The 14,246-nt window shown below is 63.7% G+C and carries 14 protein-coding genes, 1 pseudogene and 2 riboswitches; of the genes and pseudogenes, 10 read left to right on the top strand and 5 right to left on the bottom strand.

The annotated features are described in order from the left end of the window. From B0G74_RS45855 to B0G74_RS23265, 4 genes are all read left to right on the top strand, one after another. Window positions 1-159: a hypothetical protein gene (locus tag B0G74_RS45855; RefSeq protein WP_165923919.1), complete on the top strand. Its 159-nt coding sequence runs from the start codon at window positions 1-3 to the stop codon at window positions 157-159. A 176-nt stretch (window positions 160-335) separates the two neighbouring features. Then, window positions 336-1,301 carry a polysaccharide deacetylase family protein gene (locus tag B0G74_RS23275; protein ID WP_132377229.1) on the top strand — a complete coding sequence of 322 codons (966 nt, stop codon included), beginning with the start codon at window positions 336-338 and terminating at the stop codon, window positions 1,299-1,301. Next, window positions 1,298-2,032: a GntR family transcriptional regulator gene (locus B0G74_RS23270; protein ID WP_132377228.1), complete on the top strand. Its 735-nt coding sequence runs from the start codon at window positions 1,298-1,300 to the stop codon at window positions 2,030-2,032. Before B0G74_RS23275 ends, B0G74_RS23270 begins: the two co-directional genes overlap by 4 nt. 9 nt (window positions 2,033-2,041) lie before the next feature. Then, a complete protein-coding gene (locus tag B0G74_RS23265; RefSeq protein ID WP_132377227.1) occupies window positions 2,042-2,632 on the top strand; it encodes a flavin reductase family protein in 591 nt (196 codons plus the stop codon). 19 nt (window positions 2,633-2,651) lie between these two features. Here B0G74_RS23265 and B0G74_RS23260 read toward each other — a convergent pair whose 3' ends face one another. Beyond that, window positions 2,652-4,238, bottom strand: coding sequence for a gamma-glutamyltransferase family protein (locus B0G74_RS23260; RefSeq protein ID WP_132377226.1), 1,587 nt, complete (start codon window positions 4,236-4,238; stop codon window positions 2,652-2,654). Window positions 4,239-4,790: 552 nt separating this feature from the next. Between B0G74_RS23260 and atzF the strand changes: the two genes are divergently transcribed. The 3 genes and pseudogenes from atzF to B0G74_RS23245 all read left to right on the top strand — a co-directional run bounded on the left by atzF (window position 4,791) and on the right by B0G74_RS23245 (window position 7,685). Next, window positions 4,791-6,593 (top strand): allophanate hydrolase, encoded by a 1,803-nt coding sequence (gene atzF / locus B0G74_RS23255; protein WP_132379308.1) that lies wholly within the window; start codon window positions 4,791-4,793, stop codon window positions 6,591-6,593. Between the two features lie 66 nt (window positions 6,594-6,659). After that, window positions 6,660-6,890: pseudogene (locus B0G74_RS23250) on the top strand (BMP family ABC transporter substrate-binding protein); the annotation flags it as partial. A 63-nt stretch (window positions 6,891-6,953) separates the two neighbouring features. Continuing rightward, window positions 6,954-7,685, top strand: a complete 732-nt coding sequence (locus B0G74_RS23245) for a GntR family transcriptional regulator (RefSeq protein ID WP_132377225.1) — start codon at window positions 6,954-6,956, stop codon at window positions 7,683-7,685. A gap of 39 nt (window positions 7,686-7,724) precedes the next feature. Here the strand turns inward: B0G74_RS23245 and B0G74_RS23240 are convergent, their stop codons facing one another. The 3 genes from B0G74_RS23240 to B0G74_RS23230 form a co-directional block, all read right to left on the bottom strand. Then, on the bottom strand, window positions 7,725-8,768 hold the full coding sequence (locus B0G74_RS23240; protein WP_007177320.1) for a rod shape-determining protein: 1,044 nt from the start codon (window positions 8,766-8,768) through the stop codon (window positions 7,725-7,727). 159 nt (window positions 8,769-8,927) lie between these two features. Next, window positions 8,928-9,986 (bottom strand): ABC transporter substrate-binding protein, encoded by a 1,059-nt coding sequence (locus B0G74_RS23235; protein ID WP_243658290.1) that lies wholly within the window; start codon window positions 9,984-9,986, stop codon window positions 8,928-8,930. Between the two features lie 166 nt (window positions 9,987-10,152). Further along, a riboswitch (guanidine-I (ykkC/yxkD leader) is annotated at window positions 10,153-10,290 on the bottom strand. A gap of 108 nt (window positions 10,291-10,398) precedes the next feature. Then, window positions 10,399-10,767, bottom strand: coding sequence for a MarR family transcriptional regulator (locus B0G74_RS23230; RefSeq protein WP_132377224.1), 369 nt, complete (start codon window positions 10,765-10,767; stop codon window positions 10,399-10,401). Between the two features lie 156 nt (window positions 10,768-10,923). On the opposite strand from B0G74_RS23230, the gene B0G74_RS23225 reads away from it, so the two are divergent. Both B0G74_RS23225 and B0G74_RS23220 read left to right on the top strand, forming a co-directional pair. After that, on the top strand, window positions 10,924-11,814 hold the full coding sequence (locus tag B0G74_RS23225) for a TIM barrel protein (protein ID WP_132377223.1): 891 nt from the start codon (window positions 10,924-10,926) through the stop codon (window positions 11,812-11,814). Window positions 11,815-11,823: 9 nt separating this feature from the next. Next, a complete protein-coding gene (locus B0G74_RS23220) occupies window positions 11,824-12,885 on the top strand; it encodes a 2-oxoglutarate and iron-dependent oxygenase domain-containing protein (RefSeq protein WP_132377222.1) in 1,062 nt (353 codons plus the stop codon). Between the two features lie 26 nt (window positions 12,886-12,911). Here B0G74_RS23220 and B0G74_RS23215 read toward each other — a convergent pair whose 3' ends face one another. Then, window positions 12,912-13,163, bottom strand: coding sequence for a hypothetical protein (locus B0G74_RS23215; RefSeq protein WP_132377221.1), 252 nt, complete (start codon window positions 13,161-13,163; stop codon window positions 12,912-12,914). Window positions 13,164-13,298: 135 nt separating this feature from the next. After that, window positions 13,299-13,430, top strand: a riboswitch (guanidine-I (ykkC/yxkD leader). A 57-nt stretch (window positions 13,431-13,487) separates the two neighbouring features. Between B0G74_RS23215 and B0G74_RS23205 the strand changes: the two genes are divergently transcribed. After that, window positions 13,488-14,243 (top strand): urea amidolyase associated protein UAAP1, encoded by a 756-nt coding sequence (locus tag B0G74_RS23205; protein WP_132377219.1) that lies wholly within the window; start codon window positions 13,488-13,490, stop codon window positions 14,241-14,243. Window positions 14,244-14,246: the final 3 nt, after the last annotated feature.

Raw genomic sequence — 14,246 nt, 5'->3', positions numbered from 1 at the left:
GTGAACGACGAAAAAGCGGCGAAGAAGCGGCGAAGAAGCGACGCAGAGCAAGGCGCACGAAAACCAATGCCGCGCCTGATCGACGCCAAGCAAATGCAAGACATGTGCCATCGTTCGCATCGCGAGGTTGACGAATTGCCGACGCGCCGGTGTGCTTAACGTCTACGAGTTGGCTCACATATTGCAAACGATCCGCAGCGTCGATCGTTAGCGATTTCAACGATTCTTTTTGCGCGATCACGGTGCGTGCCGCGTCCGTCGCGGGGCATGAACTGGCCATTCCGGTTCATGCGCTGCCGCGGCCCGGCGCTTTTCCTCACCCACGGCTTCTTCAAATGAACGACACACGGAACATGCCCGCTGCAGAGAACCGCGCGCGTCAATTGCTCGCCACGCATGGCCGCTTCGCGTACCGCCCGATCACCGACAGCGACGCGTACCGCTGGCCTGGCGGCAGCGGCCTCGCGGTTTATCTGGGCTTCAACATCGAGCACTTTGCCTTTGGGGAAGGGCTCGGCGCCGCGCTCGGTCCGGTCTCGCCGCAGCCGGATGTGCTGAACCATAGCTGGCGGGAGTACGGCAATCGCGTCGGTGCGTGGCGCTGCATCGAACTGTTCGATCAACTTGAGTTGCCCGCGGGCACGCTCATCAACACCGCGCTCTACGATCATTGCCCGGAGCTGATCGCGGCCTGCGCGGCGCGCGGCGACGAACTGATCGGCCACGGCCACACGAACGCGCATCGCCAGAGCGATCTCGACGAAACCAGCGAGCGTGAGCTGCTTCGGCATTGCCGCGAACGGATCGCGGAAGTGTCCGGCACAGCGCCGCACGGCTGGCTTTCGCCGTGGATTTCGGAGTCGCACTTGACGCCTGATCTGCTCGCCGAGACCGGCTATCGCTATACGCTGAACTGGTGTCACGACGATCGTCCCGTGCGAATGGCCACGCGCGGTGCACCGCTGTGGTCGATCCCATATCCGCAGGAACTCAACGATCTGCCGATGATGGTGGGCCGCCATATGGATGGCCGTGCCTTCGCCGATATGATCATCGACCAGTTCGACGAGATGCTCGAACAGGCCAATCGCGGCGCGCAGCCGCAGGCACTCGTGATGGGTATCGCACTGCACCCGTATCTGGTCGGGCAGCCGTATCGCTTGCGGCATCTGCGCCGCGCGCTCGAACATATCGCCGCGGCACGCGCCCGAGGCGACGCGTGGATCACCACGCCGGGCGCGATTGCGAATTATATGGACGTGCTGGAGCGGGACGGTATCGTGCGCCCGGCCATTGCGTGAGCCCGAAAGCCGGCGTGGCCACCGCAAAGAAAGTCGTGAAAGACGACGCGGATCAAGACGCACGCATCTACCAGTCGATTTTCGACGGCGTGCTGAATCATCGTCTGACGCCGGGCACGAAGCTGCCGGAGCCCGAGTTGTGCCAGTTGTTCGGCGTGGGCCGCGCGGTGGTTCGGCGCGTGCTGGAAAAGCTCGCGTATGACGGCATCGTCGTGTTGCGGCCGAACAAGGGCGCAGTGATCGCCGAACCCACGCCCGAGGAAACGCGCGAGATCTTCGAGGCGCGACGCTCCGTCGAACGGATGCTGGTCGAGCTGGCCGTGCAGCGCGCGAACGCCAAAGACATCAAGGCATTGCGTCAACAGCTCGCGAGCGAACATGAAGCGATGCATCGCTTCGATCAGCCTTCGTGGGCGACGCTCGCCAGCGGTTTTCATATGCGCATCGCCGCGCTGGCGCGCAACTCGATTCTGCAAAACTATCTGAAGGAACTGGTCTCGCGCTGCTCGCTGATCGTCGGCGTGTATGAACCGCCGGGGCATGCGCCGTGCGAACACGCGGAGCATGCGGCAATCGTCGATTGCATCGAGGCGCGCGATGCAGCGGGCGCGATCGCGCATATGGAGGCGCATCTGCGCGACCTCGAAGAACGCATCGAAACCTCGCGGATGCGCGGCGAAAAAAGCCTCGGCCAGTTGCTCGGCATCACCGCATCAGCGACTCCCAACTAGGCGGCGGACATGGAAATCGACTTCGAAGCGATCACCGAATACCAACGTTACAAGTTGATGGCGAGCCTGATCGTGCCGCGTCCGATCGCACTCGTCACCACGCTCGGCGCGGACGGCACGATCAACGCCGCGCCGTTCTCGATGTTCAATATGCTCGGCGAGGAGCCGCCGATCGTAATGATCAGCGTCAACCGCGTGGCCGACGGCACGCTGAAGGACACGGCGATAAATATCGTGCGCACCGGCGAGTTCGTGGTGCATCTCGCGGACGAAGCCATTGCCGGGAAAATGCACCGCTGCGGAGAACGGTTGCCGCCGAATGTGAGCGAGCTTGCCGAGGTCGGCTTGACACCGGTGCCGAGCTCGCATGTCAAGCCGCCGCGCATCGCCGAAGCGCCGGTCGCGTTCGAGTGCACGACATGGGAGACGCTGGAGACCACGAGCCGGCAGATTTTCATCGGACGCGTGCACCGGCTGCACGCGCGGGACGAGTTGATCGACACGCAAACGTGGCGCGTGCGCTTGCAACACTATTTCCCGGTGGGCCGTTTCGGCGCGAGCGACTATGTGACGACGCGGGACCGCTTCACGTTAGAGTGACGCGTTGCCGCCCATCGCGTCAAACAGCGAGCGCCCGGCCATCGCTGCGAGGATCGTGCGCGCCCGTCGCCGACCCGTCCGCCTCGATGCGAATCACGCCGGGATGCCCCGCCAACGGACTTTGCGCATCGATCGCGCTCACTTCATGTCCGCGTGCGGCGAGCGCAGCGAAGACGTCAGCGCCGGCGTCCGCTTCGAGTTTCAATGCATCGCGCGTGTCGGAGAAGGTCTTGCCGAGCAGAAAACGCGGGCGCGCGAGGGCGCTCAGCGGGTCCATGCCGTAGTCGATCAGCCGCGTGAGAATCGCGGCCAGCGTTTGCGGCTGACCGTCCGCGCCTTGCGTGCCGAACAGCAGTTGCGGACGCCCGTCCTTCACGTACATGCCGGGGTTGAGCGTATGGAAAGGCCGCTTGCCCGGCTGCACGGCGTTGTGATGCGCGGGGTTCGTGCTGAACGACGCTCCGCGGTTGTGCCACAGAATACCGGTGTCGCCCGCCACCACGCCGCTGCCCCAGTCGAAGTAAACCGTTTGCAGCACGCTAACGCTGCGGCCTTCGCGATCCGTCGCACCGATGAATACCGTATCGCCCGGACGGAACACATGCGGCCATGCGCGTGCTTTGCGTTGATGAATCGAGCGGGCATGGGCGTCGAGCGTGGCGGGCGAGAGCATCTCTTCGACCGGCACGATGTTGAACTCGGGATCGCAGACGAAGCGGTCACGATCCACGAACGCGCATTTAACGGCTTCCACCAGCAGGTGATAGTAATCGGCGCTGCCTTCCGGAATCGATCCAAGATCGAAGCGCTCCAGCGTGCCCATGATCTGCAAGGTCGTCACGCCTTGCGTGGGCGGCTGCAGGCTCACCAGTTCGCCGCCGCGATAAGCGACACGCAGCGGCGCTTCGTTGCGCGCATGCGTGCGGGCGAGGTCGCTGGCAGTGAGTGGCGAACCGGCTTGCCGGAGACCATCGGCAATTCGTTCAGCGAGGTCGCCTTCATAGAATTCGCGCGCGCCGAAACGCGCAATGCGCTCGATGCTTTTCGCCAGCGCCGGTTGCACGAAGCGCTCGTCGATCGCGGGAATAGGGCCATGCGGCGCGAAAGTTGCCGCGAAACCGGGCAACGCCTGCAATTCGTCGGCGCGCATGGTTTGCCAGAAATGCTGTGACGGCGTGACGGGGAAGCCGTCAGCGGCAAGCTCGTGCGCTCGGTCGAACAGCGACGACCACGACTGCATGCCGCCCCAAACGCTTTGGCTGATTTCGTAAGCCTGATTCCATGTATCGACGGTCGCGGCGGTGGTGATCGCGGACGCGGGACCGCGCAACGGGATCGCACCGTTGAACGCCGGCAGTTGCGCCGCGGCCTGGCCGATGCCCGATAACGTGCGCAACGTGCCTTGCCGGTCGCCGATCACCCAGAAGGCGTCGCCGCCAAGGCCCGTGAAGTGCGGGTACGTCACGCATAGCGCCGCTCCGATCGCGATGGCGGCTTCGATGGCATTGCCGCCCGCGCGCAAGACATCGCGGCCGGCCTCGCTGGCTAACGCATGAGGACTGGTGACCATGCCGCCGTGGGTGCCGGCGGGATTTGGATTGTTCATCGAAGCTCCGCTACTGAAGGTTCGCCGGAAGGTGCCCGCGAGTATAGACCGCCAATTGTTAGATGATGTGAGCCGCGAATCGCACGTGGGCCAGCGCGCATCGCAAACGCTACGCATACGCGCGATGTCTGCGCGCCTGGCGATTCGACCCGCGCGGCGAACCGCGTTGCGTCGTCGGGTTCATTGCGCTCGCGTGCCGCGAATGCTTCGGTCAAACGCGTAAGCGGCAAGATCACGAACCGAGGCGCGCGAAAAGGTGCGTGCGTTCATCATGGCCGTCGCGTCGCAGCCGGCGTTCCCGATGCACGCGTCGGCGCGAATCCAGGGCGCGTGAGCCCCGAGTTGGTGAGCGCTGCACCATCGGCGGCGCGGCGCGGCGTCGTTTCAAGCGCGGCCCGGCCACTGTGACTGAAGTAGTGAAGCGCCGTCCGGCTTGGCTTTGAACCGATTTTCCGCGATCAAATAAGCAACTGGCATAGCTACTGCTAATTTGACTCCAAACTTGTATTCAAGATTGAACTCAAGGAAAAACAGGTGCCCATTTCCTCACCCATGACGGTCAAAGGTCTACTCGCGGCATACGCCGCGGGCAGCCTCACGCCGACCGAAGTCGTGACCTCGGCGCTGGCGCAGATCGACGCCATCGACCGCCCGGAAGTCTGGATTCTGCGCGTGCCTACAGCCGACGTGCAGGCCCGCGCGAAAGCGCTCGAAGCGTTATACGAAGCGCAGGGCAGCGCTGTATTCGAACAGATGCCGCTGCTCGGCGTGCCGTTCGCGGTCAAGGACAACATCGACGTCGCCGGCCTGCCGACCACGGCCGCTTGCGACTCCTTCGCCTATACGCCGGACACATCGGCCTTCGCCGTGCAGCGGCTCATCGACGCCGGCGCCATCCTGATCGGCAAGACCAATCTCGATCAGTTCGCCACCGGCCTGGTCGGCACGCGTTCGCCGTATGGCGCCGTGCGGCACACTGAGTCGCCCCTGCGCGTGTCGGGTGGTTCGAGTGCGGGCTCCGCGGTCGCGGTAGCGGCGGGTTGCGTAGCGTTTTCGCTCGGCACCGACACCGCGGGTTCGGGTCGTGTGCCGGCGGGATTCAACGGTCTGGTCGGTCTGAAACCTTCGCTGGGACTGGTCAGCAAACGCGGTGTGGTGCCCGCGTGTCGAAGCCTCGACACGATCTCCGTGTTCGCCCACGACGTCGACGATGCCTGGCGCGTGCTCCGCGAAATCGCCTGCTTCGATTCGCTCAACGGCTATTCGCGCAAGGTGCCGAGCCTTGGCCTGCTGCGCTCGGCGCCGCGCATCGGTGTGCCGGAGCGATTGGAGTTTTACGGCGACGCCATCGCGGGCCGGGCGTTTTCAACCACACTCGACACGCTCACGACGCATCTCCATCTGCCGACGCAAGCTATCGACTTTGAACCGCTCAAGGCCGTTTCCGCGTTGCTCTACGATGGCCCGTGGGTCGCGGAACGGCGCGCGGCGCTCGGCACATTCTTTGAAACCCATCACGAAGCGATAGATGCGGTCGTGGCCAAAGTGATCGGCAAGGCTGAGCAGTTCAGCGCCGCCGATGCCTTCAATGGCCAGTACGCGCTGGCCGATCTCAAGCGGCACGCCGAAGCGCTCTTCGGCACGATCGATATCCTGATCGTGCCCACCACGCCGACGCATCCGCTGATCGCCAACGTGCAGGCCAATCCCGTCGAACTGAACAGCCAGCTCGGCTACTACACCAACTTCGTCAACCTGCTCGATCTGTGCGCGCTGGCGGTGCCGTGCCAGCGGCGCAGCGACGGTTTGCCGGCCGGCGTCACGCTGATCGCACCGAGTGGCGCGGACCGCCGTCTCGCCGAACTCGGCGCACGGATTCAGGCCTTGTTCGCAAATGCCCCCGAGGCGTCAGCAGCAACGCCCACGCTCATCCCGCCGTTGCCGTTCCAGGAGCCCACCATCACCCTCGCGGTGGTCGGCGCGCATCTGCGCGGCCAGCCGTTGAACTGGCAGCTCCAGGAAGCCGGCGCGCGTTTCGTGAAGGCGACTCACACCGCGCCCGGCTACAAGCTCTACGCGCTCGCCAACACGCAGCCGCCGAAACCCGGTCTCGTGCGCGCGACGCAGCAGCAAGGCCAGCCGATCGCCATCGAACTATGGGAAGTGCCGCTGCGCAGCTTCGGCCAATTCGTCGCCGACGTGCCCGCGCCGCTCGGCATCGGCACGTTGCAACTCGCCGACGGCCACAGCGTGAAGGGTTTCATCTGCGAGCCGTCGGCCGTGGATGACGACAGCGGCGCGCTCGACATCACGCCGTTCGGCGGCTGGCTCGCGTATCTCGCCAGCCTGAAGTGAAACACGTCAACCGATCCCCGAACCCGCGCTCTTTAACCTTCAATCGGGAATTGGACACCATGACCAGCCGCCGCGGTGATCAAGAAGATTCCGGACGTGAAGGTGGTGGAAGAAGAGAACGTGCCCGAGACCATCGCCGCGCAGAAGACGATGGAAGCGATGATCGAACAGGACGGCGCCACGCTGATCTTCGCGACTTCGTTCGGCTACTTCGACCCGCCCGTGCTGAAGATGGCCGCGAAGTATCCGAAGGTGCGATTCGCTCATTGCGGCGGTTTGTGGAAGCAGGGCAACCCGCGCACGTGAGCTTCATCGCCAAGCCATGAAACGCTGATAATAAGAAAAAGGGATCTTGGCATCATGAACGACGACCCGACCAATCTGCTGGAGACGCCCGCCGCGCCGGCCGCGGCCAACCCGCTCGCCGAGCAGGTTTATCAGCAGCTCAAAAACGACATCTTCAGCTTTCGCCTGTTTCCCGGCGACCGTTTTTCGGAGAACGGCATTGCGCAACACTACGGCGTATCACGCACGCCGATGCGCGACGGTCTGTTCCGTCTGCAACGCGAAGGCTATCTGGAAGTGGGTTTCCGGCGCGGCTGGAAAGTGTCGCCGATCAACTTCGATCAGCTCGATCAGCTCTACGATCTGCGCATCGTGCTGGAAGTCGCGGCGGTGGAGCGGGTCGGCGCGGGCGGCGATATCGCGCATGCGGCCGTCGAGGAATTGAAAGCGATCTGGTGCGTCGCGCCGGAATTGCGTGAGAGCGATCCGGTGAAAATGTTCGGCATTGACGAAAACTTTCACCGTCAACTGGTCGCCGCCACCGGCAATGCGGAAATGCTGCGCGTGCATAACGAAGTGACCGAGCGCATCCGCATCGTGCGGCGGCTCGATTTTCTGAAGCCGCACCGCACCAGCGCCACTTACGACGAGCATGCCACCATGCTCAACCTGATCGAACGCAACCGCCTGACCGAAGCCATCATTCTGCTGCGCGCGCATATCACGCAGAGCAAGCTGGAAGTGCGCAAGATCACACTGTCGATGCTCGCCGCGGCGCGCGATAGCAAGCTGCCGTTCGTGTCGTGAGTGTCCTGAACGGCCTGAGCGTCCTGATGCGCGCCAGGCTCACTCGTAAGAGAACGCCCCGCCGAACTTGTCGATCCGTTCGAGCGCCATACCCGAGCCGCGCACCACGCAGGTCAGCGGCGCTTCGGCGACGAACACCGGCAAGCCGGTTTCCTCTGCGAGCAACCGGTCGAGATCGCGCAGCAGCGCACCGCCGCCCGCCAGCATGATGCCGCGCTCGGCGATGTCCGCGCCGAGTTCCGGCGGCGTCTGTTCCAGCGCGATCTTCACGGCCGAGACGATCTGGTTGAGCGGATCGGTCAGCGCTTCGAGAATCTCGTTGCTGGACACCGTGAAGCTGCGCGGAATCCCTTCGGACATATTGCGGCCCTTGACTTCCATCTCCTTGACCTCGGAGCCCGGAAAGGCGGAGCCAATTTCCTTCTTGATCGCTTCGGCCGTTTGCTCGCCGATCAGCATGCCGTAATTGCGGCGAATGTAGTTGACGATCGCGTCGTCGAACTTGTCGCCGCCCACGCGCACGGAGCCTTTATAGACGATGCCGCCAAGCGAGATCACGCCCACTTCCGTGGTGCCGCCGCCGATATCGACCACCATCGAGCCGGTCGCTTCCGAGACCGGCAAGCCCGCGCCGGTGGCCGCGGCCATCGGCTCCTCGATCAGATAGACCTGCGAGGCGCCCGCGCTATGCGCCGCCTCCTTGATCGCGCGCCGCTCCACCTGAGTGGACCCGCACGGCACGCAGATGATGATGCGCGGCGACGGCGCGAACATACGCGACTCGTGAGCCATCTGGATGAAGCGCTTGATCATCTGCTGGGTGATGTTGAAGTCGGCGATCACGCCGTCCTTCATCGGGCGGATCGCCTCGATATTGCCCGGCACCTTGCCGAGCATCTGTTTTGCTTCCTTGCCGACGGCCAGAATGATCTTCTTGCCGTTCGGACCGCCTTCCTGACGAATCGAGACCACCGAGGGTTCATCGAGAACGATGCCCTTGCCGCGCATGTAAATCAGGGTGTTCGACGTGCCGAGGTCGATTGCCAGGTCGTTGGAAAAATAGCCGCGCAGAAAACCGAACATGCAAATTCCTGTCTCTCGGAAGTCGGGCGCAAAAGCGCCGCTTGGAGTGCCGCCCGAAGGCGGCAGGCGACCAGTTGACGGTCGGGAGAGACGCAAGAATAACAGTTTCGGGTCTGCGGGCTATTTCAGCGGTTATGGATGCCGTGCCTGGCGGGTCGCTTACTGCGCGTTGGCGAGTGCCGGATCGATATAGGCGCTCACATTCTGCGACTGTTTGTACACGGCGTTGCGCACGTTGAACTTGTCGGCGTTCACGCTCGAACCGTACACGGAGTCGAGCCCGTCGCCCTTGGTGAAGGCTTTCCTGGCCGCGGCGGAGTCAAGCAGATGCGTGCCTTTCAGCAAGGGCAGATACTGCGCCGGCGTGAGACCGACGCGCGCGGACATGATCTTGACCGCGTCCGGCTGTGTCTTCGGATCGTTGATATAGGCCACGCAGCGGTACCAGACCTTGATCACCTTGGCCCAGTCGGCTTTGCGCGATTGCAGGCTGACGGGATTGACCGTGATCGCGTCGTAGATCAGGCCGGGGGCGTCGGCGGAGGTGAAGATCGGCCGCGAGCCCGGTACGCGTTTGAGCGCTTCGCCCGCGTTCGGCTGCCAGGCGCCGACCGCGGCGACGTCGCCGGACGAGGCGAGCACCTGCGGCAATTCGTTGGTCTTCGCATTGACGAGCGTCAGGTCCGATTCCTTCAGCGCGTGTTTTTCGAGCGCCGTGTCGAGCAGCAGGTGATCGACGAGGCCCATTTCGACGCCGACCTTCTTGCCCTTCAATCCTTCCACTGTGCGCACCGGCGGCTTGGCGACGATCATGTCGTTGCCGCTCGAATAGTCGGTCAGCAGGATCATCACGTTCTTCGCGCCGCTTGCACCGGTCACGAGCGCGTCGCCGTTGGTCGCGCCGACCGCGTCGAGCTTGCCGGCGGAGAACGCATCGAGCGACGCCGAGTAATCGAACCACTGGAAATTGACGTCCACGCCGGCTTCCTTGAACCAGCCTTTTTCGATGGCGACCTGGAAGGCGACGAAGCCGGGCCAGTCGCTATAGCCGATGGCGAGCGGCGCGGCCGCTTGCGCCGGCGTGGCGGCAAGACCCGCGGTAAGACCGAGAGCGAGTGCGGCGGCGGCGAGGGCGCCACGCACGCGAAGGGCCGAGGCGAAGCGGGCAGGCGCGGCAAGTGAAGCACGGGAAGTGCGGACGGATTCGAAGCGTTTCATCGTTTTCTCCAGGAGACCGGTCAATTGCGATTGTTGAGTTGGACCGCGCGGCGACTGCGCGATGAAACAACATGACCGGTTCCCGCGAGCAAGCTACGATCAAGCGCGGAAACTGCGGGAGACACACACCGGCCACGGAGAGGCACGATAGACATTGCTATCGCCAATCTCCCGGGCTTTTGTCCCGCCGTGTAGTGCGGCCGTCGGTTCGTGCTTGCAATGAAGCCTGCATCGAACCAGTCGGCGCACCGGGCTGCTCTCGGACCAGACATTCTCGCGAACCGGAACCCTAGCATCCCTAAGATGCGACGCTGCCGCACCTCTCGGTCAAACATCTAGCGAGAAATATGCCAGCGGGATTTGCGACGGAGGGTATGCGGACGCTTCACCCCCAGGTCCCGCGTAGGCACTGTCAATCCAGCGCCGCAAACCGTTGATGCACATAGGCAAGAAACTGCTCCAGACGTTCTTCGATCGAGGCCGCGAGGCTCACCTGCTTGATGCGGCGATCCGCGGCGGAACTCGTCTCCAGCAGCCAGCCGCTGTCGATCAACTCCTGCACGTAGCGCACGGCGGTGCGGCGGCTCACGCCCGGCATGAATTCGTAGAGCGCGGTCTTGGCGAAGTAGTCGTCCTGATCCACCCACATGCGGCAGAACAGATCGCTGTAGTTCAGGTCGTTCAGGCCAAGATCGCCGAAATGCGCCGACCACTGCCAGTCCATGTCGAGAATGGCGCGCGCGACGGCTTGCCCCTTGGTACGCGCAATTTTCTTCTTCATCGATTCACCACGAGGAGGAGGGCTGCACAGTTTAAGTGCTAATTGAGCCGGAAATCGGGCGCGCGGAAATAATGTGCGGCCGCGCTCCGATAGTTTATTGATTCGTGCTTTTCATGTGTACTATTGCATGCAATTTTGCATACAAATGGAGAGGCGATGAAATTCGAATTGTTCAAAACGTTCTGGGGATTCGACGGCGGTCCTCGCGATGCCGCTCCGCTCGTGCGGGCAGCCGGCTTCGACGGCATCGAAGCGCCGGTGCCGGCCGGCGGCGCGGCGCGCGATGCGTTTGCGCAGGCCATCGCGGACGAAGGCCTCGGCTTCATCGCGGAGATTACGACGGCCGGCAGCTATGTGCCGGAGCGTTCGGCGACGCCGGCCGATCATCTGCGCGACTTCGAGGAGAAGATCGTCTGGGGCAAGCCGCTCGAACCGCGCTTCTTCAACGTGATGGCCGGTTGTGACGCGTGGCCGGCGTCGGTACAGGTGGACTTTTTCTCGCGCGCCGTGGAGATCGCCGCGCAGCACGACGTGATCTGCAGCTTCGAAACGCATCGCGGGCGCTCGTTCTACAACCCGTGGATCACTCGCGACGTCGCGCGCGCCGTGCCCGCGCTCAAGCTGACCTGCGACTTCAGCCATTGGGTGTCGGTGTGCGAGCGGCTGCTCGACAGCGAGTGGGACACGATCCTCGAACTGGCGCCGCATGCGCATCATCTGCATGGACGTGTCGGTTATCCGCAAGGTCCGCAGGTGCCGCACCCGGCGGCGCCCGAGTACGCGGATTGCCTCGCCTCGCATCAGCGCATCTGGGAAGCGCTGTGGACCGCGCAGATCGAGCAGGGCTACACCGTCACGACGATGACGCCGGAGTTCGGCCCCGACGGCTATCTGCACACGCTGCCGTTTACGAACGCGCCGGTGGCCGATCTGTGGGAGATCAACACATGGATGGGCCACGAGGAACGGCGCCATCTGGCTGCATTTCTCGCCGCCCGTGAGGTTCGCGGCGGACGGCAAACGCACACTAACCCGCAGCTTGCCTAGGCGCCTCTCATGAGCCAAACTCACACCCGTTTTCAGCAGTTACCCATCGTCGACGTCAGCGGCCTTTTCAGCGACGACCAGAACCGGCGCCTCGCGACCGCGCGCGAACTCGATCGCGCGGCACGCGAGGCCGGCTTCTTCTATGTCACCGGCCACCAGGTATCACGCGAACAGCAGCGCGCGCTGATCGAGCAGGCCAAGCGCTTCTTCGCCGCCGAACATGACTGGAAGATGCGCTACTACATCGGCAAGTCGGCGGCGCATCGCGGCTACGTGCCCGAAGGCGAGGAAGTTTTCGCGGCCGGCAAGCGCGACAGGAAGGAAGCCTTCGACACCGGCCGGGAACTGCCCGCCGACGACCCCGACGTACGCGCCGGCACGCCGATGCTCGGCCCGAATAGCTGGCCCGAACAAGCGGGTTTTCGCGAGGCGGTGGGCGGCTATTACGAAGCGGCGTTCGAACTCGGCCGCGCCCTGTTTCGCGGCTTCTCGCTTGCGCTCGGCTTGCCCGAACAGCACTTCGACCAGTATCTGCGCAAGCCGCCGAGCCAGTTGCGCCTGATCCACTATCCGCTCGATCCATCCGTGGAAGACCGCCCCGGCATCGGCGCGCATACCGACTACGAATGCTTCACGATCCTGCTGCCGACCGCGCCCGGACTTGAAGTGATGAACGGCGAGGGCGAGTGGATCGATGCGCCGCCGGTCGAGAACGCGTTCGTCGTGAACATCGGCGACATGCTGGAAGTGTGGACAGGCGGGACCTATGTCGCGACGTCGCATCGCGTGCGCAAAGTGAGGGAGGAGCGCTACTCGTTCCCGCTCTTTTTTGCCTGCGACTATCACACGATCGTCGCACCGCTGCCGCAGTTCGCGACGCCCGAAGCGGTGGCGAAATACCCGCCCGTGTCGGCCGGCGACCATCTGTTCGCGCAGACGGCGCAGAGCTTTACCTATCTGAAGGAACGTCTCGAACGAGGGGAGTTGGTGTTGCCCGACGGTTCGAAGGCCTTGGCGAGCTTCGGCCAGCAGGCGCGCTATGCGAGCCCGGAACTGGATGCCCAAGGTTGAGTGTCACGACAACAGCGCCGCTCCGGCTACGAGCGGCGCTGCTGCTTTTGCAGTTCGATGAAACGTGCCGACATCAGGGTATACAGCGCGCGTCGAATGGCGGCAAGCGTCGGCATGGTCGTGTGATGAAGGTGGTGGACGTGGTGCATCGATACGCACACACCATGCCATCGGCTCGAGCCATCGCCAGTGTCGCGCGCGCTCATATCGAGCCCAATCGTGGTGCCCGGCGCATTCAACTGGTGCGGATTCACAAACGACGCTGGTGCGCGAACCATCGACTCTCCCATACCAAACTGAATCGCTCATCACATCCAATCCCTTGCCACGCCGCGCTTGCCGCATGCTCGACATGAGCCTGGCACACAACTCGCTTAGCTACGCAGCGAGAGGTGCGAAGTAATTTGCATCATCTTCAGGATCGCTAGGGTTCCGATCGAACGCTTGATGCGCACGATGCCTGGTCCGAGAGCAATCCGGTCTTGCCGTTCACCTTCTTTCAAGGCGCCGGCGAGGCTCCACGGAGGGATAAAAGCCCGGGAGGTCGCGATGTCGGTCAATCGCCCTCTCACGCTTATTCCCAACCGATACCTGGAGCCTCCATGTCGACGCAATCCCCTGTCGAACTCGCACCGATCCCGCATGTGGCGTGGGAAACGGTGATTCCCGCCGGCACGCACTGGTCCGGCGTGCTGCGCCGAGGCATGGCGTTGCGCGTGGTCGATACCGAAGGCGGCGCGAATCTGGCCGCCGTGTTCTACCGGCACGACGAACCGCTCGAACGCTACAACATGGCCGATACGCTGAAGGCGCAGCACACCGCGCATCTGACGCGCGGCCACGTGCTCTATTCGGACATGGGCCGCGTGCTGGCCTCGATTACCGCCGACACGCTCGGCTGGCACGACCCGCTCGGCGGCGTCGGCGACGCGGAACTGTTCGCCGCTAAATACGGCGTGGCCCGCTATCAGCAGCATCGCAATGCGATGATCCGCAACGGCCGCGACAGCCTGCTGCTCGAACTGGCGAAGCATGGGCTCGGCACACGCGACCTCGTCGCCAACATCAACTTCTTCAGCAAACTCGCGATCGGCGAGGACGGCGCGCTCGACTTCGTAGTGGGCCATTCGCCGGCCGGCACCGCGTTCGACCTGCGCTTCGAAATGGATACGCTCGCGGTGTTTTCGAGCGCGCCGCATCCGCTCGACCCTTCATCCGAATACGAACCGAGGCCCGTCAAGCTGATCGCGTACCGCGCGTATGCGGCCGACGCCTGCGTACCGGCCGACGATCCCTGCCGCTCGGCGTGCCCCGAGAACGGGCGCGGCTTTGTCAACACCGACCGTCTGTTCGTTTAAGGA

The organism is Paraburkholderia sp. BL9I2N2, assembly GCF_004339745.1.
GTDB lineage: Bacteria > Pseudomonadota > Gammaproteobacteria > Burkholderiales > Burkholderiaceae > Paraburkholderia.
Note: the sequence above shows the minus strand (reverse complement) of the source record. Positions and strands in the feature narration are given on the sequence as shown.

What these genes read in the sequence shown, in the direction of transcription:
- B0G74_RS23275 (WP_132377229.1), top strand. Translation starts at nt 336, where the DNA reads ATGAACGACACACGGAACATGCCCGCTGCAGAGAACCGCGCGCGTCAA.
- B0G74_RS23265 (WP_132377227.1), top strand. Translation starts at nt 2,042, where the DNA reads ATGGAAATCGACTTCGAAGCGATCACCGAATACCAACGTTACAAGTTG.
- B0G74_RS23260 (WP_132377226.1), bottom strand. Translation starts at nt 4,238, where the DNA reads ATGAACAATCCAAATCCCGCCGGCACCCACGGCGGCATGGTCACCAGT.
- atzF (WP_132379308.1), top strand. Translation starts at nt 4,791, where the DNA reads ATGACGGTCAAAGGTCTACTCGCGGCATACGCCGCGGGCAGCCTCACG.
- B0G74_RS23245 (WP_132377225.1), top strand. Translation starts at nt 6,954, where the DNA reads ATGAACGACGACCCGACCAATCTGCTGGAGACGCCCGCCGCGCCGGCC.
- B0G74_RS23240 (WP_007177320.1), bottom strand. Translation starts at nt 8,768, where the DNA reads ATGTTCGGTTTTCTGCGCGGCTATTTTTCCAACGACCTGGCAATCGAC.
- B0G74_RS23235 (WP_243658290.1), bottom strand. Translation starts at nt 9,986, where the DNA reads ATGAAACGCTTCGAATCCGTCCGCACTTCCCGTGCTTCACTTGCCGCG.
- B0G74_RS23230 (WP_132377224.1), bottom strand. Translation starts at nt 10,767, where the DNA reads ATGAAGAAGAAAATTGCGCGTACCAAGGGGCAAGCCGTCGCGCGCGCC.
- B0G74_RS23225 (WP_132377223.1), top strand. Translation starts at nt 10,924, where the DNA reads ATGAAATTCGAATTGTTCAAAACGTTCTGGGGATTCGACGGCGGTCCT.
- B0G74_RS23220 (WP_132377222.1), top strand. Translation starts at nt 11,824, where the DNA reads ATGAGCCAAACTCACACCCGTTTTCAGCAGTTACCCATCGTCGACGTC.
- B0G74_RS23215 (WP_132377221.1), bottom strand. Translation starts at nt 13,163, where the DNA reads ATGGTTCGCGCACCAGCGTCGTTTGTGAATCCGCACCAGTTGAATGCG.
- B0G74_RS23205 (WP_132377219.1), top strand. Translation starts at nt 13,488, where the DNA reads ATGTCGACGCAATCCCCTGTCGAACTCGCACCGATCCCGCATGTGGCG.